Origin of the sequence: Kocuria sp. HSID17590 (assembly GCF_003989485.1) — a bacterium.
Lineage (GTDB): Bacteria > Actinomycetota > Actinomycetes > Actinomycetales > Micrococcaceae > Kocuria > Kocuria salsicia.
Genome location: NZ_RBMB01000011.1, coordinates 38,743 through 60,496, shown reverse-complemented (window position 1 = coordinate 60,496; position 21,754 = coordinate 38,743). Strand labels below are relative to the sequence as shown.

The window sequence follows — 21,754 nt, the reverse complement described above, 5'->3', positions numbered from 1 at the left end:
GCGTGTCGGATGCCTCGTGCCGGGCGTCAGGTGCCCGGCAAGACGACCGCTCAGGGCACCTGGTAGCTGCTGTCCCGCGCGTCCGTGACGAGCATGTGACCGGGGGCGTGGGAGATCGCGAACGGTGGCCGGGACTCCACCACGGCGGCCTGCGGCGTGACCCCGCACGCCCAGAACACGGGGATCTCCCCGGGAGCGATCCGCACGGCGTCGCCGTAGTCCGGGGCGGCCAGGTCCGCGATGCCGAGCCCCGCCGGGTCCCCCACCTGCACCGGGACGCCGTGGACCGCCGGGTAGCGGGAGGTGATCCGCACGGCGTCCGCCCCGCGGTCCGCGGGCACCGGTCGCATCGAGACCACCAGCGGGCCCGAGAGCCGTCCTACGGGTTCGCAGCGCCGGGACGTGCGGTACATGGGGACGTTCACGCCCTGGTCGATGTGCGCCACGCGGATTCCCTCGGCCATCAAGGCGTCCTCGAACGTGAACGAGCAGCCCAGCAGGAACGTGACCAGGTCGTCGCGCCAGTACGCCGTCGCGTCCACCGGGCGGGCCACCTCGCGGCCGTGCTCGTAGACCACGTACTGGGGCACGTCGGTGCGGATGTCCCCGCCGGGCAGCAGCGGGCCGGCGGTCTCCCCCGCGTCCAGCACCCCGAGGACCGGGCAGGGCTTGGGGTTGCGCTGCGCGAAGAGCAGGACCTCGAACGCCCAGTCCCGCGGCACGGCGAGCAGGTTTGCCTGCGCACACCCCGCCGCCCACCCGGCCGTGGGGCGCACGACGCCGCCGCGGAACCGTTCGCGCGCCTGCGCCGGCGTGAGCGCGGAAGGGGACAGTGCGGCGTCGTCCACGGCGCTCACGCCCACAGCTTCGCGAGACCGGCCAGCGAGTTCCACGCGAGGTAGACCGTGAGCAGCCACGCGAGCACACCCACCACCAGCAGCCACACCGGGTACCGGTAGCCGTGCAGCAGGTCCCGGCGGCGCCAGCCCACCCACAGCAGGATCGCGAAGCCGAACGGGAGGATCAGCCCGTTGAACGCCCCGGCGAAGACGAGCAGGGTCTGCGGCGCCTTGCCGAGCACCAGGTAGAGCACCGCGCAGACCAGGATGAAGCCCACGGTGAGCAGGTTTCGTGTGCGCGTGCTGCCGGTGGATGAGGTCACGAACGAGATGGACGTGAACGCCGCCCCGATCACGGACGTCAGCGCGGCGGCCCACAGCACCACCCCGAAGATCCGCAAGCCGATCTCGCCGGCAGCCGCTCCAAACGCCTCCGCGGCCATGTTGTCCCCGGCCAGGGTCACGCCGCCGGCAACGACTCCGAAGATCGCGAGGAACAGCAGCACGCGCATCACGCACGTGACGAGGATGCCCAGCACGGAGCTGCGGCTGACCTCCTTGACGTTCTCCACACCGCTCACGCCCGAGTCGATCATCCGGTGCGCACCCGAGTAGGTGATGTAGCCGCCCACGGTGCCGCCGATCAGCGTGGTGACCACCAGGAAGTCGATCTTCTCCGGCAGCACGGTGTTCTTCAACGCCTCACCCACGGGAGGGGCAGCCACGACCGCCACGTAGAGCATCAGCAGGATCATCACCGCACCCAGCAGCACCACGATGCGGTCCAGGGCCAGACCCGCCCGCTTGGACAGGAAGATGAGGACGGCCAGCACCACGGACACCGCACCGCCGATCTTGGGGTCCAGCCCAAGCATCGCGTTCAGCCCCAGGCCGGTGCCCGCGATGTTGCCGATGTTGAACACCGCGCCGCCCAGGAACACGAGCGCGGCGAGCACGTACCCGGCGCCGGGCAGGACGCTGTTGGCCAGCTCCTGCGCGCGGAGGCCCGAGACCCCGATGACCCGCCACACGTTCAGCTGCACGGCGATGTCCACCAGGATGGACAGCAGGATCGCGAACGCGAAGGCCGCGCCCAGCTGCACCGTGAACACCGTGGTCTGGGTGATGAAGCCGGGGCCGATGGCACTCGTGGCCATGAGGAACATCGCCCCCAGGAGAGCGCTGCGGTGGCCCGTGGATCTCGGCCCGGTCGGCGCGGGCTGCCCCTGAGGGTCTCGAGAGTTCGCGACGTCGCGTGGCTGCCCGACGTCGTGCGGTTGCGGAGTGCCGTGGTGCTGCGGCTGGGACGCGGACGAGGACATCGATCCCTCCAGGGACTCACGTGAGCGGGGTCACACGGCTGCTGACGTCAGCACTCTACAGGTTGTTCAACAATCCGCCAATGGATTGTTGAACAACGTCCCCAGCACGAAGAACGCCACCCCGGCACGGAGGGTTCCGTGCCGGGGTGGCGTTGCCTCGCGATCCGCAGCCGGCGCGCGGGAGGCGGCCGGGCGGCGTCGTCGTCGGATCAGTGCAGGATGGGCAGCTGCATCGGGTAGCGGTAGACCTCACCGCGGCTGGCCTTCACGGCCGCCATGATGTGGCACACGAGCAGCATGATCCAGTACGCGGCGATCAGGACGATGCCCACCGGGATCAGGATGAACGTGAAGATGCAGATCCAGCCCACCACGTTGAGCAGCCAGAGCGTGACGTTGAAGTTGAACGCCCCGGCGGAGGCCGCACGCAGGAACGGGCTCTTGTCCTTGTAGATGAACCACACGATCAGCGGCCCCAGGAAGCCGAGCCACCCCACGGACACGATCGCCGCGATGGGCCCCGAGAGGTGGGTCAGGACGGCGACGGTCTTCTCGTCGTCCTGCGGACCCGATGAACCCGTGCGGGGATCCCCCTGGTACTGCGCCGAGCGGGGATCCGGGCGCCCGGGCCCGTACCCGCCGTCGGAACGGTAGTCCGGGCGCGGCTGCTGCGGTTCGTAGCTCATCTTCTTCTCCCTGGATCTTCCGACCCGTCGTGGCGTGCCCCGGGGCGGGGTTCGGTGTGTGCCTCCAGCCTAGGCGTGCGCGCCCCTGTGGGCAGGGGGGTTATCCGCACTCTTGCGGTGGTGGCGCTCCCCGGAGGCGGCGTGCGCGTCCTCCTCGGCACTGTGCTTGCCCGGCCGGTCGGCGCCGCGCAGGCCCTTCCAGCGGTCGTAGCCCCAGCCGCCCAGCAGACCCACGAGCAGCGCCACGACCAGCATGACCGACAGTCCGATCACACCCGTGGTCAGGCCGGCCTCCGGAATCGCGTCGAAGAACAGCGCGGAGCGCACGGAGCTGAAGATGTGGTGCAGCGGCTCGAACGGGGCGATGGCCCGGAAGAACTCCGGAACGGCCTGCAGCGGAACCACGGCACCCGCGGAGGGCAGGCCCATGAAGACCAGGTAGATCAGGCACAGCAGCATGCCCACGCTGCCACCCACCGCGATCAGCGCGAGCACGATGGCCGAGACGGCAGACATGGCGAGCCAGCCGAGCAGGAACACCAGGAACCCGTGCGGAACGGGCATCCCCACGGCGGAGGCGACCCACATCATCAGCGCGGAGGCGGGGGCGGCCGCCACCACGAAGGTCAGCCACTTCATGAGGAACCCCACGGGGCGGGGCAGCACGGCGCGGGGGTAGTCCTTGAAGAAGGGCCCCATCTCGAAGGGGGACATCCCCATGCGGCCGTCCATGAGGAGGTTCAGCGCCACGGAGCCGGAGAAGCCGACGACGAGCAGGAGGATGGAGTAGTAGAAGGCGCTCATGCCCAGGGCGGTGCCCTCGGGGAGGTCGTTGTAGGCCTTGGAGACCACGGAGACCGGATCCTTCAGGGTGTCCTTGGCCACCGAGCTGACGGTGGGGGAGAGCTCCTTGGCGATCTGCTCGGCGGAGCCCTCCTGGGACTGCTGCACCTGCTGCGCAAACTGCTGCACCTGCGGGCCGCCCTGGGCGGCGGAGCGCTGGAGCTGCTGCTGCTGGGCCTGCTGGCTCTCCTTCAGCTGCTGCAGCACCTGGTTGTAGGCCTGCTCCTCGGCAGGGGCCACGGATTCCGTGAGCTGCTCGCCCAGTGCCTTGCTGGCCTCCTGGATGCCGGGCTCCACGGCACCGGACGCGAGACGCGTGCCCAGCGACCCCGCCTGGGGGTCCGTGTAGACGGTGACCTCGGGCCGCGCGGCGTTGTCCCGGGTCAGGGAGCCTTCGATGAGGCTCACCGTGTCCTTCGAGAAGGTCTCCGGAACCACCACGGCCGCATAGAGCTCACCGCGGTCCAGCTGCTCCTTCGCCTCGTCCATGGTCAGCTCGCGGAGGTCGATCTTGTCCTCCTCGTTGGCCTTGTCCACGAACTTCTGGACGAGCTCCTTGCCCAGGTTCTCCTCGGACTTCGCGCCGTCGGCCTGGGGCACCGTGGCGCCCTCGTCCTCGTTGATCACGGCAATGGGGAATTCCTTGAAGTGCTTGTCAGGGCTGGACAGGCCGCCCAGGTACAGGGCGGTGCCGATGACTCCCACCGCAATGATGGCGAGCATGGGCAGCAGCCAGAACCCGGGCTGGGCAAATGGCTTGCCGAGCCGGGCCCGGAAGCTGTTGGCGGGTGCGTGCTTGGGTGACACAGGTTCTCCTGTAAGCGAGGGATGCACGAGTGCATTGAGTTCTGGAGACACGATACACTCATGTATCGAGTAGTCACGACGAGGCGATGGAACCGTGAGCAATCAGACACAAGCAGAATACGTGGCCGGTACCGAACCCGGGAGGGGCACCCCGCCGCCCGGTGAGGCGTCCTCCCCCGACAGGCGTTCCCGCCCGGCCACCCGTCTGAAGCTGATCCGCTCCGCCCCCGCGGTCTTCGCGGAACAGGGGATCGACGGCGCCTCGGTCAGCGACCTGTGCGCGGCCGCCGGTTTCACCCGGGGCGCCTTCTACTCTAACTTCGAGACCAAGCACGAGCTCGCCGTCCTCGCGTTCGACGACCTCGCCACCCAGCTGATCGAGACGCTCGACTCGGAGCTGGACCAGTGGCTGGACTCCGGCCTGGAGGTGGGTGAGGTGGTCACGCGCATCATCGAGGGCGTCACGGACTCGGTGGCCAACGTGCAGCAGCAGGCCCTGCGCATGGAGCTGTTCCTCGCGGCGTTCCGCTCCCCCGAAGCCCGCGCGGCGGTCGCACCCGTCCGGGAGCGTATCTACGCGGCCATCGAGAACGCGCTGGGCCGCGTAGCGCGCAGCCAGCACCTCACCCTCATGGTCCCGGCCGCCGAGATGGCCCGGATCCTGGTCACCAGCTACTCGGGGCAGCTCACGGACCAGATGGCCATGGGCGCCACCGGGCGCGGGGCGCAGCGGGTGATCCCCACCATCTGGCTCGCCTTCACGCGCCCGGCCTGAGCCCGAACGCCCGGGGTCATACCACGGACGGCAGGACGAAGAGCATGGTCAGGGACCAGATCAGGTGCGCGACGACGCACGGCAGGAGTGAGCGCGTTCGCTCGCGCAGCCAGCCCACGAGCGCGCCGAGCGCGGCAGCGGCGAGAGCGAGCAGCAGGATGCCCGCGAGCGAGGTCACGAGGGTGTAGGCCACGGTGGTCACGAGGATCCGCCGACCGCGGGGCAGCACCCGCCACAGGGCGCCGCGGTAGTAGGTCTCCTCCGCCACCCCGTTCACGGTGGTCGTCAGCGCCGTCACCACCAGACTCCCCACGCGGGCGTGGTCGAGCAGCTCGTGCACCGACCCTGCCAGCGTCGGCAGGAAACGGACCATGAACCCGCCCGCCACGAAGAGGACGGCAAGGCCGAGCCCGCCGAGCACGGCGTAGCACAGGCCGCGGGGCGTCACAGCCCAGGGAAGGCGCTCACCGGTCATGCGCACCGCTGTGGAGCTGCCGATGATATATACCGCGGCGAGTATGAACGTGGCGGGGTAGAACCACTGGTCCCCCGCGGGAATACGCAGGGACCACGCGAGGCATGCGGCGGCCACGACACCGGTGGCCACCACCACCCACACGGTGCGCAGGCGGGTGGCGGCGGTGGTGTCCCCGACTTACGTGCTGAGCTTCGTGTACATCGGGATCTACTGGAACAACCATCACCACTTGTTCCAGGCCACCGAAAACATCAACGACGCGGTGCTCTGCGAACCTCCACCCGTTGTTCTGACTGTCCCTGCTGCCGTTCAGTACCGCGTGGATGGACGACAGCAGCTTGGCGCGCACTCCCTTAGTGGTCTACGGGATCACTCTGCTGGGCGCGGCGCTCGCGTACGTCGTCGTGCCGGCCGCCATCATCCGGGCCCAGGGGCCGGACTCGACCCTGAAACGGGTGCTGGGCAAGGATCGGAAGGGGGATCTCCCTGGTCCTCCATTTCGCCGGGGTGGCCTGCGCACTGCTGGGAGAGGATCACGGCGGGATCCTGATCGACGTGGGTGTCGCGTTCTACGTGATCGTGGCGGTCCTCTGGTTGATCCCCGACCGGCGGATCGAACACGACCTGAGCGCCTCGGCTCACGGGAGGTAGGGGCCGTGATCCGGCCGCGGGGTCGGGCGCCGCGGGCACCCCTTCATGGTTAACAGCGCGGCCCGAACCGACCGCATGCACCCCTCGACCACCGCCAGGAATCACACAGGTTCCCACCCTTGACCCCCACCCGGGGCGGGAGCATCATGTACACACCCGCAGCACGGAGTGCGCGGCTCGGTTCCGAGGCGCGCCCGGGCACCCGGACCGGGAACTCGGGATCGAAGGACAGCAGCGTGTCTGGTACGGCAACCACCTCCGTCGCGGAAGCCACGGAGACAGAGACGCGAACCCCGCACAAACGCGGTGCCCTCACACTGGGCGCGTTGGGAGTGGTGTTCGGTGACATCGGCACGAGTCCCCTGTACTCCGTCAAGACCGTGTTCACGGTGGACGGCGGGGTGGTCCAGGCCAATCCCGTGGATGTCTACGGTGTGACTTCGTGCTTCTTCTGAGTGCTCGCCCTGATCGTGACCCTCAAGTACGTCATGGTGGTCATGCAGGCGGACAACGACGGCGAGGGCGGTGTGCTCTCCCTGGCCGCACTGACCCGCAAGGGAGTCCCCACCTGGGCCAAGCGGTGGGGCCTCATCATGATGCTGGGAGTGATCGGTGCGGCCCTGTTCTTCGGGGACAGTGTGATCACCCCGGCGGTGTCCGTGATGTCCGCGGTGGAGGGTCTGGAACTGGTGCATCCCGGCCTGGCAGCGTACGTGGTGCCGCTGGGCGCGGTGATCATCACCACATTGTTCCTGACCCAGCGCAAGGGCACGGACCTGGTGGGCAAGGCGTTCGGCCCGGTCATGGTCGTGTGGTTCGTGATGATCGCGGTATTGGGCGCGGTCCAGGTGGTGCGGGATCCCCACATCCTCAAGGCGGTGTCCCCCACGTACGCCGTGGCGTTCATCGTGGAACACCCCGGGATCGCGTTCGTGGCCGGCGGCGCGGTGGTCCTGTGCGTGACCGGTGCGGAAGCGCTCTACGCGGATATGGGCCACTTCGGCCGCAAACCCATCAACCAGGCGTGGTTCTTCCTGGTCTTCCCGAGCCTGCTGCTCAACTACATGGGTCAGGGCTCGCTCATCCTGGGCCACCCCGAGACGGTGAACGACTCCTTCTACCTGCTGGCCCCGGGGTGGGCGCGCCTGCCCCTGGTCATACTGGCCACCGTGATCGCTTCCCAGTCCGTGATCTCCGGGGCGTTCTCCGCCGCACGGCAGGCCGAGCGGCTGGGCTACCTCCCCCACATGACCGTGCGTCACACGGGTCAGCACGAGGAAGGGCAGATCTACATCCCCAGCGTGAACTGGGCCCTGTTCATCGGGGTGCTCGTCCTGCTGGTGGTCTTCCGCAGCTCCGAGCGGCTTGCGATCGCCTACGGGTTGGCCGTGACGGGCACGTTCTTGCTGACCACCACGCTGTTCCTGGTCTATGCACACACCAAACTGCGCTGGCCCCTGTGGCGGCTGATCGCGCTCGGCACGGTGCTCTACGTGGTCGAGGGGCTGTTCTTCGCCGCCAACACCGTGAAGCTCTTCCACGGCGGCTGGCTCCCCCTTGCGATCGCGGGGATCATGGGCGCGAGCATGCTCACGTGGCGCAAGGGCCGCCGGATCGTGATGGCCTACCAGAGTGACGTGGAAGGCCCGCTCACCGACTTCATCCGCCGCGCCCGCAACGGCCACCTCAACGAGGTCCCCGGGACCGCGGTCTACCTGCACCCCAACACGGTCTCCACCCCCCTCGCGCTGAGCGAGAACGCGCGGTTCAACCGGGTCATCCACGAAAAGGTGTTCATCGTGCGCACGGTTCCCGCCAACGTCCCGCACGTGGCACCGCAGGACACGGTCACGGTGGACCGTACGGGCGCGGACTCCGATCACATCACCCAGTTGACCCTGCACTTCGGATTCCTGGACGACCCGGACGTCCCCGCCGGCCTGCGGATCGCCCGCGATCACGGGGTGGACATCGACCCGGACACCGCCCGCTACTTCGTCTCCGAGCTCACCCTCCTGGACGCGGGCCGCTACCGGGGCATGCGCAAACCGTTCAAGCTGCTGTTCATGGCCATGAGCCACAACGCCGCGGTCCCCGCCGACTACTACCGCCTCCCGCGCGAGCGCACGGTGATGATCGGGGCGCAGTTGGAGCTATGAGACGGACGACGACGCTGCAGGCCCGCAGCGTCGTCGTCACGTGGTTGCCGCGCACGCGCCGTCGACCGCGAGAGCCCCACAGCGACGTCGCCCCCGCAAGCTCCGCAGCAGCGGGACGACCGTGGGCGAGCGAACGCGAGACGGACGGACCGGTCACACCACGAACGGCAACACGAACAACATGGTGAGCGACCAGATCAGGTGGGTCACGATCCCGGGGACCAGGGAGCGCGTGCGCTCGCGCAGGTACCCCACGAATGCTCCGAGCGCGGCGGCCGCGAGCGCAAGCAGGGGGATGCCGGCCAGGGAGGTGACCGCGGTGTAGGCGATCGTGGTCACAAGGATCCGGCAGCCCCGCGGGAGCACGCGCCACAGCGCGCCGCGGTAGTAGGTCTCCTCCGCGACGCCGTTGACCGCGGTGGTCAAGGCCACCATGAACAGGCTCCCCACGCGGGCGTGGTTGAGCAGTTCGTGGACGGGCCCGGCCAGGAAGGGCACGAACCGCACCATGAAACCGCCCGCGATGAACAACGCAGCCAGCAGCAGACCTCCGATCACCGCGTCCCGCAAACCCTTGGGGGTGACCTTCCAGGGCAGGCGCTCCCCCGTCATCCGCACGGCGATCGAACTGCCCATGATGTACACCCCCGCGAGGATGAAGGTCGCGGGGGTGAACCACGGGTCCCCGGCGGGGATGCGCAGGGACCACGCGAGACCCGCGGCGGCCAGGAGGCCCGTGATGATCACGACCCACACGGTGCGCTTACGCGTGGCCTGGGTGGCGTCCCCGTAGGGGCTGACCCGGTACTCGCTCACATCATCACTTCCTGCGCGGATTGAGTGCTCGGAGGGTGTTGGTCAGGACGGCCGCGAACGCGGTCCAGCCCGCGTACGGGCTGAGCACAGCGCCCTTCTCGGGGGACACCTTTGCGCTACGGCGCACGAGGTCCGCGCTGCTGAGTGTCAACAGGACAGACTCCACGGAGGACGCGGTGAGCTGCTTGCGGTGGAAGAACAGGATGCTCCACCCGGCGTTGAGCACCAGGTTGGTCGCGAGCGCGGCGATGTAGGCGCGCTTCTTCTTCTCCTCCTTCCTCTCCCCGAGGTCCGCGATGGACAGGGCCCCCACCGCGGCGATGTCCGCGTACAGAACCGTCCATGCCACGGGGAACAGCCAGGCCGGGGGCTGGAACGAGGGCTTGCGCAGCGTCTTGTACCAGCGCGAATTGGGATCGGTCGCCAGGGAACCGACCACCGCCGTGGCCGTCACGGCCCCCGCCGTGGTCAGGAAGACGCGGCGCCACCGGCCGAGGTCCTCGTTCTTCACGGCGGTGCGCACGGCATCCGCGAAGGGGGTGTGACCACCCTTCGGGGCGCCGATGTAGTCGTCCAGGTCCCGTTCGTGCAGCACTGTGTCGTGCTGGAGGCTGCCGATCAGCGGCCGCACGAGCTTGGTCTTGACGGGGGTCATGAGCCCGATCCAGCGCGCCGCGAGGTTCGCGGTGGTTACGGGCGCGGTGAGCATGAACCGCCCACCCTTGCCCACGGCCCGGGCGTACTGGTCCAGCATGTCCGCGTACTCGATGGCGTCCGGACCGCCCACGTCGAACGTGCGGTTCACGTCCGACGGCAGGTCCGCCGCCCCCGCGAGGTAGTGCACCACATCCGCCACGGCGATCGGCTGGATCCGGTTGCGCACCCACTTGGGGGCGATCGCACCCGGCAGTCGCTCGGAGAGGTGACGGATCATGATGAAGGACGAGGACTCGTCCCCGATCACCACACCCGTCTGCAGCGCCGCAGTGGGCACCCCGGAGTCCATGAGCGCCTGCCCCACCTCCACGCGCGAACGCAGGTGATCGGACAGTTGCTCGACCGGCTCGTCCGTGGGGTGCAGTCCCCCCAGGTAGACGATCCGCTGCACATGGGCGTCGTGGGCGGCCCGCGCGAACGTCTCCGCCATCTCCACTTCTTCCTGTACGAAGTTCTCGGAGTCGCCCATGGAGTGCAGCAGGTACCACGCAACGTCCACGTCCTTCAGTGCGCGGGCGACGTCGCTCGCGTCCGAGGCGTCCCCCTCCACCACTTCCGCGCGGCCGGGTTCGGCGCTCTGCCCATCGGGGACAACGGCGTCCCCCCAGGGGAGGTCGCGCACCTTCTCCGCGCTGCGGCTGAGCAGGCGCACCCGCCACCCCCGCTGCAACAGTTCCTGGGCCACCTGGCCGCCGATGTATCCCGTGGCTCCCGTGACCAGGGCGAGCCGTGCGATCTCAGTCATGCGAACTCCCAACCGTGAACGATCCGTGGATGACCGCGGCGGCCACCCCATCCATGTCGATCGTATGCTGAGCATCCGACGCCGCGAGAGGGGTGGGCGCGGACCGCGACGAGTCCGGACCGCGCAGCCTGCGGTGGGGTGAGTTCCGGTCACCCGGTCGGTGCAGGCTCGGGCGACTTCAGTCCACCGGCTACGCATTGAGGCACGTTCCGGCCACCGAATGCATTCCGAGGCACGCGGAAGCCACACATAACCCCTGAAAGTGGCTCGGAGATGACTCAGAGTGCGCCGTGTGGCTTCACCGTGCCTCGATGTTCAGCACACGGCCGGAACTCACCACCCCGGACACCCAGTGCCGGGCCCGTCACCCGCGGACGTCCACGTCCTCGAAGATCAGGAACGTCTGGGTGTCGACGACTTCCGGCATGGGTTGGATCCGCTCGAAGATCACGTCCCGCAGCTCGGCGTTGCCGCGAGCCCGCACGAGCAGCATCACGTCGAACGTCCCGCCCACCAGGGCGATGTGCTGAACCTGGGGGATCTCGCGCAGCTTGGCCTCCAGGGTGGCCCACGTGTTCTGCCTCAGCCGCAGGGTCACGTACGCGGACGCCTCCAGCCCCGCCCTGGCCGGGTCGATCACCGCGGTGTAGCGCAGGATCACCCCCTGTTCGTGGAGCCGACGGATCCGTTCGTAGGCGTGGGCTCGGGAGATGTGCACGGTCGCGGCGAGCGCCGTGACGGACTGCCGGGCGTCACGGGTCAGCTCGTCCAGGATCCGCCGGTCCGTCTCGTCCAGCACCGGGCGCCTGGTCTCGGGCATGCGGACTCCTCCTGGTGGTGGGGCGGGCGGGGACGACGACGCCGCAGCGCCCGTTCGTTCCCTCGCAGGCCCGGGTGCGGGGCACCAGATCGCCCCTTCCCCGTCACAGTGCTGTGACGTACCGGACAAAGCAGCATGACCTGGCTCACGTCCCTGCACATTGTCCACGATTCCGCGCCAACGGAGCAATTCGTCCACAGCTTCCCCCCGCTGTGGAGACGGAGCGCCCCGATTGCCCATACTGACCGGACGACGTGCCTGGCCCGGACCCGGCACCGCCGCCCCACCAGAGCCCTGCGGTGTCCGGTTCGCCATGGACACCACCGAGTTCCAGCCAGAGAAGAAAGGGACGCACCATGAGCGAGCCCACCCCCGCCGGCGAATCCGCCGCCCGGGAGAAGTCCCCCGTGAACCCCGCGGTGGAGGCCTCGAAGAACTTCGGGATCACCCCCGAGCAGTACATGCTGCCCGCGAGCAGCGAGATCCGGCTGCTGAACCCGGACGGCAGCGCGGTCCCGGAGTCCGAGCAGGGCCAGGAGCCCGGCCACGAGTACCCCATGCCGGAGGACTCCCGCCTGCTGGACGCATACGAGAAGCTCGTGGTGGGCCGGCGCATCAACGACCAGAACATGGCGCTCGTGCGCCAGGGCCGCATGGCGGTCTACCCGTCCAGCCACGGCCAGGAGGCCTGCCAGGTGGCGGCCGCCCTGTGCCTCGAGGACGACGACTGGCTGTTCCCCACCTACCGCGACTCCGTGGCCGTGATGTCCCGCGGCGTGGACCCGCTGGAGGTCATGAGCACCTACCGCGGGGACTGGCACGGCGGCTACGACCCCCGCAAGTACAAGGTCTCCGTCCAGGCCACCCCGCTGACCACGCAGCTGCTGCATGCGGTGGGCGTCGCGCACGCGGCCAAGCTGCGCGGCGAGAACACGGTGACGCTGGCCATGTGCGGTGACGGGGCGACGTCGGAGGGGGACTTCCACGAGGCCCTGAACTTCGCGGCGGTCTTCCAGCTGCCCGTGCTGTTCCTGGTGCAGAACAACGGCTACGCGATCTCCGTGCCCCTGTCCTCGCAGACCCGGGCGCCGTCCCTGGCGCACAAGGGCGTGGGCTACGGCATGGCCAGCGAGCGCGTGGACGGCAACGACCTCGCCGCCCTGCTCTCCGTGCTGGGACGCGGCGTCGAGCTGTGCCGCCAGGGCGGCGGGCCGCTGCTCGTGGAGGCCATGACCTACCGCATGCAGGCGCACACCAACGCGGACGACGACACCCGCTACCGCGAGCGCGACGAGGTCGCCGAGTGGGTGGCCAAGGACCCGATCACCCGCATGCAGCGCTACCTCACGGACCAGGGCGCCCTGGACGACGCCGCCTCCGAGCGGATCTCCGAGCACGCCGAGGCGATGGCCAAGCGGCTGCGCGAGGCCATGGCCCACAAGCCGGAGCTGGACCCCCAGGACCTGTTCCGTTTCGTCTACCACGAGCCCACGCCCCAGCTGCGTGAGCAGGCCGAGCAGCTCGCTGACGAGCTCTCCCGAGAGGAGGCGTGATGAGCGCTTCGAAGGTCAGTTTCGCCAAGGCCCTGAACACCGCACTCGCGGACGCCATGGAGGCCTCCCGGGAGGTCGTGGTCTTCGGTGAGGACGTGGGGACGCTCGGCGGCGTCTTCCGCATCACCGACGGCCTGACCGCGCGCTTCGGCCGCGAGCGGTGCTTCGACACCCCGCTCGCGGAGTCCGGGATCATCGGCACCGCCGTGGGCATGGCCATGAACGGCATGCGCCCGGTGGCGGAGATGCAGTTCGACGCGTTCGCGTACCCCGCGTTCGAGCAGGTGGCCTCCCACGTGGCCAAGATGCACAACCGCACCCGCGGCCGACTCACCATGCCGCTGGTCATCCGCATCCCCTACGGCGGCGGCGTGGGCGGCGTGGAGCACCACTGCGACTCCTCCGAGTCCTACTACGCGCACACCCCGGGCCTGAAGGTTTTCACCCCCGCCTCCGTGCGGGACGCCTACGTGATGCTGCGCGAGGCCATCGACTCCCCGGATCCCGTGGTGTTCTTCGAGCCCAAGCGGCTGTACTGGTCCACCGCGCAGGTGGACCTGGACGAGCTGCGCGAGCAGTACGAGAACGGGAGCCTGCCGCGGCGCGAGGGCCACGCCGTCGTCGCCCGCGAGGGCTCGGACGCCACCCTCATCAGCTACGGCCCGTCCGTGCCCGTGTGCCTGGCCGCGGCCGAGGAGGCCGCGCAGGACGGCATGTCCGTGGAGGTCATCGACCTCGGTTCCGTGGTCCCCTACGACGACGAGACCGTGGCGGCATCCGTGCGCAAGACGGGGCGCGCCGTCGTCGTGGCCGAGGCCCAGGGCTTCGCGTCCGTGGCCTCGGAGATCGTCGCGCGCACCCAGGAACGCTGCTTCCACTCGCTCGCCGCGCCGGTGCTGCGGGTCACGGGATTCGACATCCCCTACCCCTCGCCGTCCTTCGAGCACCACCACATCCCGAGTTCCGAGCGCATCCTCGATGCCCTGGACGACCTGCAGTGGGAGGACTGACCCGTGAGCATCAATGTGTTCAACCTGCCCGACCTGGGCGAGGGCCTGACCGAGGCGGACATCCTCCGCTGGCTCGTGGCCGAGGGTGACACCGTCACCATGGACCAGCCGGTCGTGGAGGTGGAGACCGCCAAGTCCGCCGTGGAGGTGCCCACCCCGTTCGAGGGCGTGGTCCACACGCTGCACGGCGCCGAGGGCGACACCATGCTCGTGGGCCAGCCGCTGATCTCCGTGTCCGACGGCGTGGAGGCCCCCGATTCCTCCGCCGGGACCGGATCCGACGCGGATGCCCCGGGTGCCGAGCACGCCGCGAGCTACCGCGAGGAAGAGCTCGCCGGAACCACACCCTCCGCCGAGGAGGCCGTGGACGAGGCCGAGGAGTCCTCCGGGAACGTGCTGATCGGCTACGGCACCTCCGCAGCGTCCGCATCCCGACGACGCCGCCGCAGGCACGGTGCCGTCGCCGGGACCACCGGCGCCGCTCCCACGGGGGCCGCCGCGCACACCCACGACGCGCTCACCGAGTCCCCCCGGCTCGCGCCGTCCGTGATCTCGCCGCTCGTGCGCAAGCTCGCGCGCGAGCACGGCGTGGACGTCGCCACCGTCCAGGGCAGCGGCCCGGGTGGGCTCATCATGCGCCGGGACGTCCTCGCCGCGATCGAGCAGGTTGAGGACCAGCGGATGCGCGCCGACGCCGCCGGGCCGGCTCCCACGGGTCTGGCTACCCCCGGCCCGGTAGCCCCGGGCCCCGCCGCAACGGGTGCGCCCGTGCTGCCTATGCAGGGTGCTCCGGGCCAGGGTGGCCCCGCGCAGGATGGACCCACCCGCGGTGGGTCGAGCGCGGGAGCCGGTGCCGCGGCGTCATCCCAGGGTGTGGACGCACGCACCGGGCTGCCCCTGGCCGCCCGCGAACCTGTCAAGGGCGTGCGCAAGCACATCGCGGATGCCATGACCCGCTCGCGCACGGAGATCCCCGAGGCCACCGTGTGGGTGGACGTGGACGCCACCGAGCTGCTGAGCCTGCGCGCGGAGCTGAAGGCGAAGGATCCGCAGAACACGCCGAGCCTGCTAGCGCTGATCGCCCGGTTCACCCTCGCCGGGCTGCGCAAGTACCCGCAGCTGAACACCCGCCTGGACACCGCCGAGGACGGCTCGCGGAGCATCGCGCGCTTCGACGGCGTGAACCTGGGGCTCGCGGTGGAGTCCGAGCGTGGGCTCATGGTTCCCAACCTGCGCAACGCGGACCGGCTCAGCGCCGTGGAGCTCACCACCGCCATGCGCGAAGTGATCGACGTGGCCCGCTGCGGAAAGGCCAGTCCGGCCCAGCTGAGCGGTTCCACGTTCACGCTGAACAACTACGGCGTCTTCGGCACGGACGGGGCCACCCCGATCATCAACCACCCGGAGTCCGCGATCCTGGGCATCGGGCGGATCATCGACAAGCCATGGGTGGTGAACGGTGAACTCGCGGTCCGCAAGGTCACGACCATCACCATCGCGTTCGACCACCGCGTGTGCGACGGCGGCGCGGCTGGCGGCTTCATCCGCTTCGTGGCCGACTGCATCGAGAACCCCGTGGGGGCGCTCACGCAGATCTGACGCCCTTACGGTGTTTGCCGGTGAGAATCACGACGGCGCCCGGGCTTCGGCCCGGGCGCCGTCGGCGTGTACGGGCGGAGAACCATTCCGACCGAGGAATATCCCGTCAGACCGCCGTCTCGCGCTCCAGCCACGCGATGAGGCTCTGCGCCAGGGCGGGCGGCAGGTCCGTGGCTGCCATGGTGTCCTTCGCACGGCGCACGGCAGTGTCCACCATGCGGGCCACCGAGCGGGCCGCACCGGAGCGGTCGAGGAGGTCGCGGGCATGGGCGACGTCGTCGTCCCCCAGCGGCTGCCGCACCGCCCGCTCTCGCAGCGCCTGCCACTCCGCAGCATAGTCACCCGCCTCCACGAGGACCCCCGCAACCGTGCAGCGGTCCGGGGTCAGCACGGGGGACGCGCCCGCGGAGCCCGCTTCACCCGCAGCGTCAGGGGAGCCGGCGGCCGCGCGCAGCTCACCGGTGAGCTGGTGGGCCACACCCAGGGAGCGCCCGATGGTCGCCAGGGCGGTGACGTGCGCGGTGGGGGCCCCACCCAGGACGGCGCCCGCGCGGAGGGGCGCCTCGTAGCAGGGCACCGCGATGGCCAGCCGGATGGCGTCCAGGGCCTTGTCGTGCGGAACGGGCTGGGTGCGCCGGGCCACCTGAGCCACGAGCCGCTCGCCCGCCGCGGCGTGGAACACGGACTCGTCAAGGATCTCGAGCAGGCGCAGCATGCGCGTCTCCGGCACTCGGGAGGTGGCAATGAGCCGGTAGGCGCCGGTGAGCGCTAGGTCACCAGCCGCCGAGGTGAGGTCCGCACGGGAACCGTCGCGGTCTGCCCACCCGACAGGGTTGCTCCCGGAGGCTCCCTCCACAGCACCCGGGGCGGGCGCGATCGCACCTTGCACCGCAGCGTCGTCGTGCTGCTGCGGGGACCCCGACGGCACACGGTCCGCTGCATGGGCCGCGCGCGCCATTCCCCGCAGACCGTCGGCGTCGGCACGCAGCACGATGGCGGTGTGGAGCAGCTCGAAGGAGGCGGCCACGGCGTTGAGCACCGGGCGGGTGGGTCGCGCGGGATAGGCCTCCACGGAGGTCATGACCAGTTCCTGCTGCAGCCCACGGCCCGCATCCGTGATCTGAGCGATGTGCTCCCACACGCGCTCATAGCCGGGGCTCAGATCGGCAGCCCTGCGGCCCGAGTGGGAGAGAAACCCTCGCAGTGCAGAGGTCGGTGTGAACTCCTGGGACCTGCGCCCGGTGCCGCTGCTGGTGTAGGAGGAGGTGGGAGTCATGCCTCCATTCCAGCACACCAGCCGCCGGGGCGGTGCCCGGATCAGACGGCGGGCATCAGCGCCAGCTGGATCGCGATGAACACCATCACCACGCCCACCAGGGCGTCCACGATGCGCCAGGTGAGCGGGGTGTTCAGCACGTGCGACAGCGCCCGGGCCCCCGCGCCCAGGGCGGTGAACCAGATGACCGAGCCGGCGAACGCGCCCCCGGCGAAGATCCAGCGCTGCTCACCGTGCTGGTTGGCCAGGTTCCCCAGGATCAGCACCGCGTCCAGGTAGGCGTGCGGGTTGAGCCACGTGAACGCCAGGGTGGCGAGGACCACGCGACGCAAGGACCCGGCGTCGTCGCCCGAGACGTCCATCGCCTGGGGCTTGAGAGCCGAGCGGAAGGAGGTGACCGCGAAGACCAGGAGGTAGACCACGCCGGCCCAGCGGAAGATGTTCAGCAGCCAGGGCACGCGGTCGATCAGGAAGCCGATCCCGGCGGTCCCCAGGCCGATCAGGAAGATGTCCGAGACGATGCAGATGCCCACCACCACGCCCAGGTGCTCGCGGCGGATCCCCTGGCGCAGTACGAACGCGTTCTGGGCGCCGATCGCCACGATGAGGGCGAGCCCGGTCACCAGTCCGGGAAGGAACGCAGAAGTCACCAGAGCAATGTACAGGTGTGCGTGACGTTGCCGACATTCGACCCCTCACGCGCCGCGACGTGGGTATAGTTTCCGGCGAAATGATTTCGGGTGGCCTGTCCACCCGCCTGATGGAAGGACCCCCATGACGACCGTGACCACCGAGGAACTGCCCCTCGCCATCTCCTCCGAGGACGCCGAGCGCCTGTTCATCGACGCCCGCACCGCGAGCCACTTCACCGAGGATCCGGTGACCGAGGATGAGAAGCGGGCGATCTACGACCTCACCAAGATGGGCCCCACGGCGTTTAACTCGCAGCCCCTGCGCATCACCTGGGTGGAGACCCCCGAGGCCCGTGAGCGCCTGGTGCAGCACATGAGCGGCGGCAACCAGGAGAAGACCCGCCAGGCGCCGCTGACGGCGATCCTGTCCTACGACGAGAACTGGCACCAGCGCTTCCCCCAGTTCCTCCCCGCCGCCCCGCACCTGCAGGGCATGTACGACGAGAACGAGGACCTGCGCCTGACCAGCGGCAAGGCCAACTCCCACATCCAGGTGGGCTACTTCATCGTGGCCGCCCGCGCCGTGGGCCTGGCCGCCGGGCCCATGACCGGCTTCGATCCGATGGCTGTGGACGCCGAGTTCTTCGCCGGCACGGGCAAGCGCTCCATCGTGGTGGTCAACCTGGGTCACCCCGTCGCACCGGAGTACGATCGCAGCCCCCGTTTCGACATGGAGGACGTGGCCGAGACCCTCTGAGCCGAGGTCTCGTGAGGCACTGACACGACGCACCGTGGCCGGGGCCCGGTGGTGAGCCGAGGGGTTCGCCACCGGGCCCCGTTGCACATCCAGCCCCGCACGCCTGCTCACCCGCACCGCTCGGAACCCCGCGGACTACCGCGACGTCTCACCACCCGCACCCTGAGTCCTCGCCAGTTTCGCGAGCACCGGCAGGGCAGCGTCCAGCGAGTCCAGCTCGCGCGGAGAGAGTACGCACAGTGCGTCCGCCACCCTGTCGCTGCGCCGCTGGTCCTCGAGCGCGAGCTCCTTGAGCCCGTAGGGGGTGAGGCACACGAGGACCGCGCGGGCGTCCGTGGGGTCCGGGTCACGACGCACGTAGCCCGCCCTGCTCAGCCGGTCCACGCTCTGAGTCGCCGTGGAGACCCGCACGCCCATGTTCGCCGCGATGGTCGTGATCCGCAGACCCCCGGGCCGCAGCATGGTCAGGAGACTGATCTGCTGGCTCGTCAGCTCCCGCGTCCCTTCCATGCGCCGCAGGAAATACACGCTGTAGCGCATCACCTCCCGCAGCCGGTGCGCGCGCAGCACGGCCCGTGCTCGGTCGTCGTCGGGAGCGGGTCCGGGGGAAGCCATCATGGCTCCGTATTTTATCCTCGACGGGCGCGGGCCCCCGCGCGAGAACCGGCTGGGAGACGAAGCCCGTGGACAAGATCCTGACAGCACTCGACGGCGTGGTCCCCGGCCTCCACGAGCGCGCCGGCACCGCGGTGACCGGCCGGGGAGACTTCTGGTCCGGGCCCTCCGAAGTTCGGAGGACGCCGAGGGCGAGGACCAGACCGTTCTTGTGCGCACCGAGGAGGGGAAGCTGAGGTCCGTCCCCTCCCCGGTTCGGGTGGACGGGCGGAGACCACCCGTCCACCCGCCGCTGACGTGGCGAAGCGATGGGCTCAGTCCCCGCGCAGCGCCTCCGCGAAGCGCCTGACACCCTCCCGGATCCGGGCCGGGGCCACGCCGGAGAAGGCGAGGCGCACGGCGTCGGAGTCCCGGCCGTCCATGTAGGACGCGGAGCCCGGCACGAGCACCACCCCGTGCGCCACGGCCTCGGCCAGGATGTCCCTACCCTGCAGCTCCTCCGCGGTGACCCACGTGAAGAACCCGCCGCTCGGCGTCGTCCACGATGCCGTCTGTGGCATGTACTCGGTGAGCGCCTCGTTCATGGCGTCCCAGCGCTCCTTGTAGAGCGCCACGGCGCTGTCGAGCGCGGGCTCCCAGTGCTCCGAGCCCACCCACGAGGTCACGAGCGACTGCGCGAGGTTGGACGGGTGGATCACCACGGACTCCCCGGCGATCTGCAGCCGCCCCCGCACCTCCGGGGGTGCGGCCATCCACCCGACCCGCAGGCCCGGGGCGAAGATCTTGGAGAAGCTGCCCAGGTGGATCACGTGCTCCGGGTCCATCCCGTGCATGGACGGCACCGGCTCACTGCGGTCGAAGGCGAGCAGCGCGTACGGATCGTCCTCCACGATCATCACGTCCCGCTGCGCGCACACCGCCACGAGCTCGCGACGGCGCTCCTCCGGCATGGTCACGCCGGTGGGGTTCTGGAAGCTCGGGATGACGTACACGAACGGCACCCGCCTGCCCTGGGTGGCGAGCGCGTCGAGGGCCTCCGCCACGGCGTCGGGAACGATCCCGTCCTCGTCCATGGCCACGTGCTGCACCTCGGCCTCGTACGCCCCGAACACGCCCAGCGCACCCACGTAGGTGGGGCCCTCCGCGAGGATCACGTCCCCGGCGTTGCAGTAGAGCTTGGTCACGAGGTCCAGCCCGGCCTGTGATCCGGTGGTGGGCAGGATGTCCGCACCGGTGACCGTGGAGCCACCGCGCGCCATGAGCTTCACCACGAGCTCGCGCAGCCCGTCCATGCCGGCACCGGATCCGTACTGCAGGATCTCCCCGGCGCGCCCGCGTAGCAGGAGGGACGCGATGTCTCCCACGGCGTCAGCGGGCAGCACGGAGAGGTCCGGGTTGCCGCCGGCCAGCGAGACCACGGACGGGTCCCGGGCCACCTCGAAGACCGCGCGGACCGGGGAGGGCCAGAACCCGTCCGCGCGGGAAGCGAACCCCGTCACTTCGCGTCCCCGTAGCGCGCTCCGGAGATGCCGTACGCGGGGCCGTCCGGCGCGGCGTCGGCGCCCAGGCTGATCAGGGAGAGCAGCTCGTAGACCACGTGCGCGGCGGCGATGCCCGTGAGCTCGGCGTGGTCGTACGCGGGGGCCACCTCCACGACGTCGCACGCCACCACGTCCAGGCCCCGCAGCCCGCGCAGGATCTCCAGCACCTCGCGGCTCGTGATGCCGCCGGCCTCGGGCGTGCCCGTGCCGGGGGCGTGGGCGGGGTCCAGGACGTCGATGTCCAGGGAGATGTAGAGGGGGCGGTCGCCCACGCGCTCGCGCAGGGTCTCGACGACGGCGTCCACGCCGGAGCGCAGGACGTCCGCGGAGGAGACGATCTCGAAGCCGAAGCGGGAGTCGTCCTCGAGGTCCTGCGTGCCGTAGAGGGGCCCGCGGGTGCCCACGTGCATCACGGCGTCGGTGTCGATGATGCCCTCCTCGAAGGCACGCCGGAACGGGGTGCCGTGCGTGTACTCGGCCCCGAAGTAGGTGTCCCACGTGTCCAGGTGGGCGTCGAAGTGCAGCAGCGCCACCTTCCCGTGGCGCGAGTGCGCCGCGCGCAGCAGCGGCAGGGCGATGGTGTGGTCACCGCCGATCGCCACGATCTTGGTGTCCTCCCCCATCAGATCCTTGGCGCCGGCCTCGATGGACTCGATCGCCTCGCGGATGTCGAACGGGTTGCCCACGAGGTCCCCGGCGTCCGCGACCTGGAGGTTGGCGAACGGCGAGTGGTTCTGCGCGGGGTTGTAGGGGCGCAGCAGCCGCGAGGACTCGCGCACGTGGTTCGGCCCGAAGCGCGCACCCGGGCGGTAGGAGACCCCGGAGTCGAAGGGCACGCCCACCACGGCCACGTCCGTGTGCTCCACCTGGTCCGTGCGGGGCAGCCGCGCGAACGTGGCGGGCCCGGCCCATCGCGGTGTCAGCGCCGCGTTCACGGGCCCCACCCGCTCCTCGCCCGCCGCGTTGGTCTCGACAGTGCGTTCCGGTTCCACCGTGTCTCCTTCCGCCCCGGGGATCGCCCGGGATGTCCCACTCGGCCGACGGCGGGTCCTCAGGTTCCGCGGCACGGCCTCCGGCGCCGTTCGGGCGAACCGGGATGATATTTTTCTGTGA

The 21,754-nt window shown here is 70.0% G+C and carries 20 protein-coding genes and 1 pseudogene; 8 read left to right on the top strand and 13 right to left on the bottom strand.

The genetic code is table 11. The features are described 5' to 3' along the window. Window positions 1-50: 50 nt before the first annotated feature. From D8M39_RS05620 to D8M39_RS05605, 4 genes are all read right to left on the bottom strand, one after another. Entirely contained in the window at window positions 51-857 is an 807-nt protein-coding gene (locus D8M39_RS05620; protein WP_238693970.1) for a putative hydro-lyase, read from the bottom strand. Beyond that, the gene (locus D8M39_RS05615) at window positions 854-2,161 is read right to left on the bottom strand and encodes an NRAMP family divalent metal transporter (RefSeq protein WP_083482529.1); all 1,308 of its coding nucleotides are present in this window, start codon (window positions 2,159-2,161) and stop codon (window positions 854-856) included. The genes D8M39_RS05620 and D8M39_RS05615 overlap by 4 nt, the downstream gene beginning before the upstream one ends. Window positions 2,162-2,370: 209 nt before the next feature. Continuing rightward, window positions 2,371-2,847, bottom strand: a complete 477-nt coding sequence (locus D8M39_RS05610; protein ID WP_055085806.1) for a DUF4870 domain-containing protein — start codon at window positions 2,845-2,847, stop codon at window positions 2,371-2,373. Between the two features lie 69 nt (window positions 2,848-2,916). Next, entirely contained in the window at window positions 2,917-4,497 is a 1,581-nt protein-coding gene (locus D8M39_RS05605; RefSeq protein WP_055085809.1) for a DUF3533 domain-containing protein, read from the bottom strand. 94 nt (window positions 4,498-4,591) lie between these two features. Between D8M39_RS05605 and D8M39_RS05600 the strand changes: the two genes are divergently transcribed. Next, window positions 4,592-5,272 (top strand): TetR/AcrR family transcriptional regulator, encoded by a 681-nt coding sequence (locus D8M39_RS05600; RefSeq protein WP_238693969.1) that lies wholly within the window; start codon window positions 4,592-4,594, stop codon window positions 5,270-5,272. A gap of 16 nt (window positions 5,273-5,288) precedes the next feature. Here D8M39_RS05600 and D8M39_RS05595 read toward each other — a convergent pair whose 3' ends face one another. Next, complete coding sequence (locus tag D8M39_RS05595; protein WP_238693968.1) at window positions 5,289-5,882, bottom strand: CPBP family intramembrane glutamic endopeptidase; 594 nt, start codon at window positions 5,880-5,882, stop codon at window positions 5,289-5,291. Between D8M39_RS05595 and D8M39_RS13190 the strand changes: the two genes are divergently transcribed. The 3 genes and pseudogenes from D8M39_RS13190 to D8M39_RS13185 all read left to right on the top strand — a co-directional run bounded on the left by D8M39_RS13190 (window position 5,872) and on the right by D8M39_RS13185 (window position 8,560). Continuing rightward, a complete protein-coding gene (locus tag D8M39_RS13190) occupies window positions 5,872-6,300 on the top strand; it encodes a TMEM175 family protein (RefSeq protein WP_161971379.1) in 429 nt (142 codons plus the stop codon). The two genes, D8M39_RS05595 and D8M39_RS13190, sit on opposite strands and share 11 nt — an antisense overlap. A 247-nt stretch (window positions 6,301-6,547) precedes the next feature. Then, window positions 6,548-8,056 (top strand): annotated as a pseudogene (locus D8M39_RS05585) (KUP/HAK/KT family potassium transporter); the annotation flags it as partial. Next, the gene (locus D8M39_RS13185) at window positions 8,039-8,560 is read left to right on the top strand and encodes a hypothetical protein (RefSeq protein ID WP_371413764.1); all 522 of its coding nucleotides are present in this window, start codon (window positions 8,039-8,041) and stop codon (window positions 8,558-8,560) included. The pseudogene D8M39_RS05585 and the gene D8M39_RS13185, both read left to right, overlap by 18 nt. A 153-nt stretch (window positions 8,561-8,713) precedes the next feature. On the opposite strand, the gene D8M39_RS05580 is transcribed toward D8M39_RS13185, so the two are convergent. From D8M39_RS05580 to D8M39_RS05570, 3 genes are all read right to left on the bottom strand, one after another. Continuing rightward, window positions 8,714-9,376: a CPBP family intramembrane glutamic endopeptidase gene (locus D8M39_RS05580; RefSeq protein WP_126874592.1), complete on the bottom strand. Its 663-nt coding sequence runs from the start codon at window positions 9,374-9,376 to the stop codon at window positions 8,714-8,716. Window positions 9,377-9,380: 4 nt separating this feature from the next. Continuing rightward, entirely contained in the window at window positions 9,381-10,838 is a 1,458-nt protein-coding gene (locus D8M39_RS05575) for a tryptophan-rich sensory protein (RefSeq protein ID WP_126874591.1), read from the bottom strand. A 364-nt stretch (window positions 10,839-11,202) separates the two neighbouring features. Next, the gene (locus D8M39_RS05570) at window positions 11,203-11,658 is read right to left on the bottom strand and encodes an Lrp/AsnC family transcriptional regulator (protein ID WP_126874590.1); all 456 of its coding nucleotides are present in this window, start codon (window positions 11,656-11,658) and stop codon (window positions 11,203-11,205) included. A gap of 356 nt (window positions 11,659-12,014) precedes the next feature. Between D8M39_RS05570 and D8M39_RS05565 the strand changes: the two genes are divergently transcribed. Genes D8M39_RS05565 through D8M39_RS05555 form a run of 3 tightly spaced genes read left to right on the top strand, consistent with a single transcriptional unit; the run spans window position 12,015 to window position 15,820 of the window. Continuing rightward, complete coding sequence (locus tag D8M39_RS05565) at window positions 12,015-13,211, top strand: thiamine pyrophosphate-dependent dehydrogenase E1 component subunit alpha (RefSeq protein WP_126874589.1); 1,197 nt, start codon at window positions 12,015-12,017, stop codon at window positions 13,209-13,211. Beyond that, window positions 13,211-14,221, top strand: a complete 1,011-nt coding sequence (locus D8M39_RS05560; RefSeq protein WP_126874588.1) for an alpha-ketoacid dehydrogenase subunit beta — start codon at window positions 13,211-13,213, stop codon at window positions 14,219-14,221. Before D8M39_RS05565 ends, D8M39_RS05560 begins: the two co-directional genes overlap by 1 nt. A 3-nt stretch (window positions 14,222-14,224) precedes the next feature. Next, entirely contained in the window at window positions 14,225-15,820 is a 1,596-nt protein-coding gene (locus D8M39_RS05555) for a dihydrolipoamide acetyltransferase family protein (RefSeq protein WP_126874587.1), read from the top strand. Window positions 15,821-15,926: 106 nt separating this feature from the next. On the opposite strand, the gene D8M39_RS05550 is transcribed toward D8M39_RS05555, so the two are convergent. Together D8M39_RS05550 and D8M39_RS05545 are read right to left on the bottom strand one after the other, a co-directional pair. Beyond that, on the bottom strand, window positions 15,927-17,096 hold the full coding sequence (locus tag D8M39_RS05550) for a polyprenyl synthetase family protein (protein ID WP_094393381.1): 1,170 nt from the start codon (window positions 17,094-17,096) through the stop codon (window positions 15,927-15,929). A gap of 41 nt (window positions 17,097-17,137) precedes the next feature. Continuing rightward, entirely contained in the window at window positions 17,138-17,746 is a 609-nt protein-coding gene (locus D8M39_RS05545) for a LysE/ArgO family amino acid transporter (RefSeq protein WP_244944883.1), read from the bottom strand. Between the two features lie 124 nt (window positions 17,747-17,870). Here D8M39_RS05545 and D8M39_RS05540 point away from each other — a divergent pair, with 124 nt between their 5' ends. After that, on the top strand, window positions 17,871-18,485 hold the full coding sequence (locus D8M39_RS05540; protein WP_094393379.1) for a malonic semialdehyde reductase: 615 nt from the start codon (window positions 17,871-17,873) through the stop codon (window positions 18,483-18,485). A 135-nt stretch (window positions 18,486-18,620) separates the two neighbouring features. Here the strand turns inward: D8M39_RS05540 and D8M39_RS05535 are convergent, their stop codons facing one another. The 3 genes from D8M39_RS05535 to speB all read right to left on the bottom strand — a co-directional run bounded on the left by D8M39_RS05535 (window position 18,621) and on the right by speB (window position 21,633). Then, the gene (locus D8M39_RS05535; protein WP_094393378.1) at window positions 18,621-19,103 is read right to left on the bottom strand and encodes a MarR family winged helix-turn-helix transcriptional regulator; all 483 of its coding nucleotides are present in this window, start codon (window positions 19,101-19,103) and stop codon (window positions 18,621-18,623) included. 311 nt (window positions 19,104-19,414) lie between these two features. Continuing rightward, window positions 19,415-20,599: a PLP-dependent aminotransferase family protein gene (locus D8M39_RS05530; protein ID WP_094393377.1), complete on the bottom strand. Its 1,185-nt coding sequence runs from the start codon at window positions 20,597-20,599 to the stop codon at window positions 19,415-19,417. Further along, window positions 20,596-21,633 (bottom strand): agmatinase, encoded by a 1,038-nt coding sequence (speB, locus tag D8M39_RS05525; RefSeq protein WP_126874586.1) that lies wholly within the window; start codon window positions 21,631-21,633, stop codon window positions 20,596-20,598. Before speB ends, D8M39_RS05530 begins: the two co-directional genes overlap by 4 nt. Window positions 21,634-21,754: the final 121 nt, after the last annotated feature.

What these genes read in the sequence shown, in the direction of transcription:
- D8M39_RS05615 (WP_083482529.1), bottom strand. Translation starts at nt 2,161, where the DNA reads ATGTCCTCGTCCGCGTCCCAGCCGCAGCACCACGGCACTCCGCAACCG.
- D8M39_RS05610 (WP_055085806.1), bottom strand. Translation starts at nt 2,847, where the DNA reads ATGAGCTACGAACCGCAGCAGCCGCGCCCGGACTACCGTTCCGACGGC.
- D8M39_RS05575 (WP_126874591.1), bottom strand. Translation starts at nt 10,838, where the DNA reads ATGACTGAGATCGCACGGCTCGCCCTGGTCACGGGAGCCACGGGATAC.
- D8M39_RS05570 (WP_126874590.1), bottom strand. Translation starts at nt 11,658, where the DNA reads ATGCCCGAGACCAGGCGCCCGGTGCTGGACGAGACGGACCGGCGGATC.
- D8M39_RS05565 (WP_126874589.1), top strand. Translation starts at nt 12,015, where the DNA reads ATGAGCGAGCCCACCCCCGCCGGCGAATCCGCCGCCCGGGAGAAGTCC.
- D8M39_RS05560 (WP_126874588.1), top strand. Translation starts at nt 13,211, where the DNA reads ATGAGCGCTTCGAAGGTCAGTTTCGCCAAGGCCCTGAACACCGCACTC.
- D8M39_RS05550 (WP_094393381.1), bottom strand. Translation starts at nt 17,096, where the DNA reads ATGACTCCCACCTCCTCCTACACCAGCAGCGGCACCGGGCGCAGGTCC.
- D8M39_RS05540 (WP_094393379.1), top strand. Translation starts at nt 17,871, where the DNA reads ATGACGACCGTGACCACCGAGGAACTGCCCCTCGCCATCTCCTCCGAG.
- D8M39_RS05535 (WP_094393378.1), bottom strand. Translation starts at nt 19,103, where the DNA reads ATGATGGCTTCCCCCGGACCCGCTCCCGACGACGACCGAGCACGGGCC.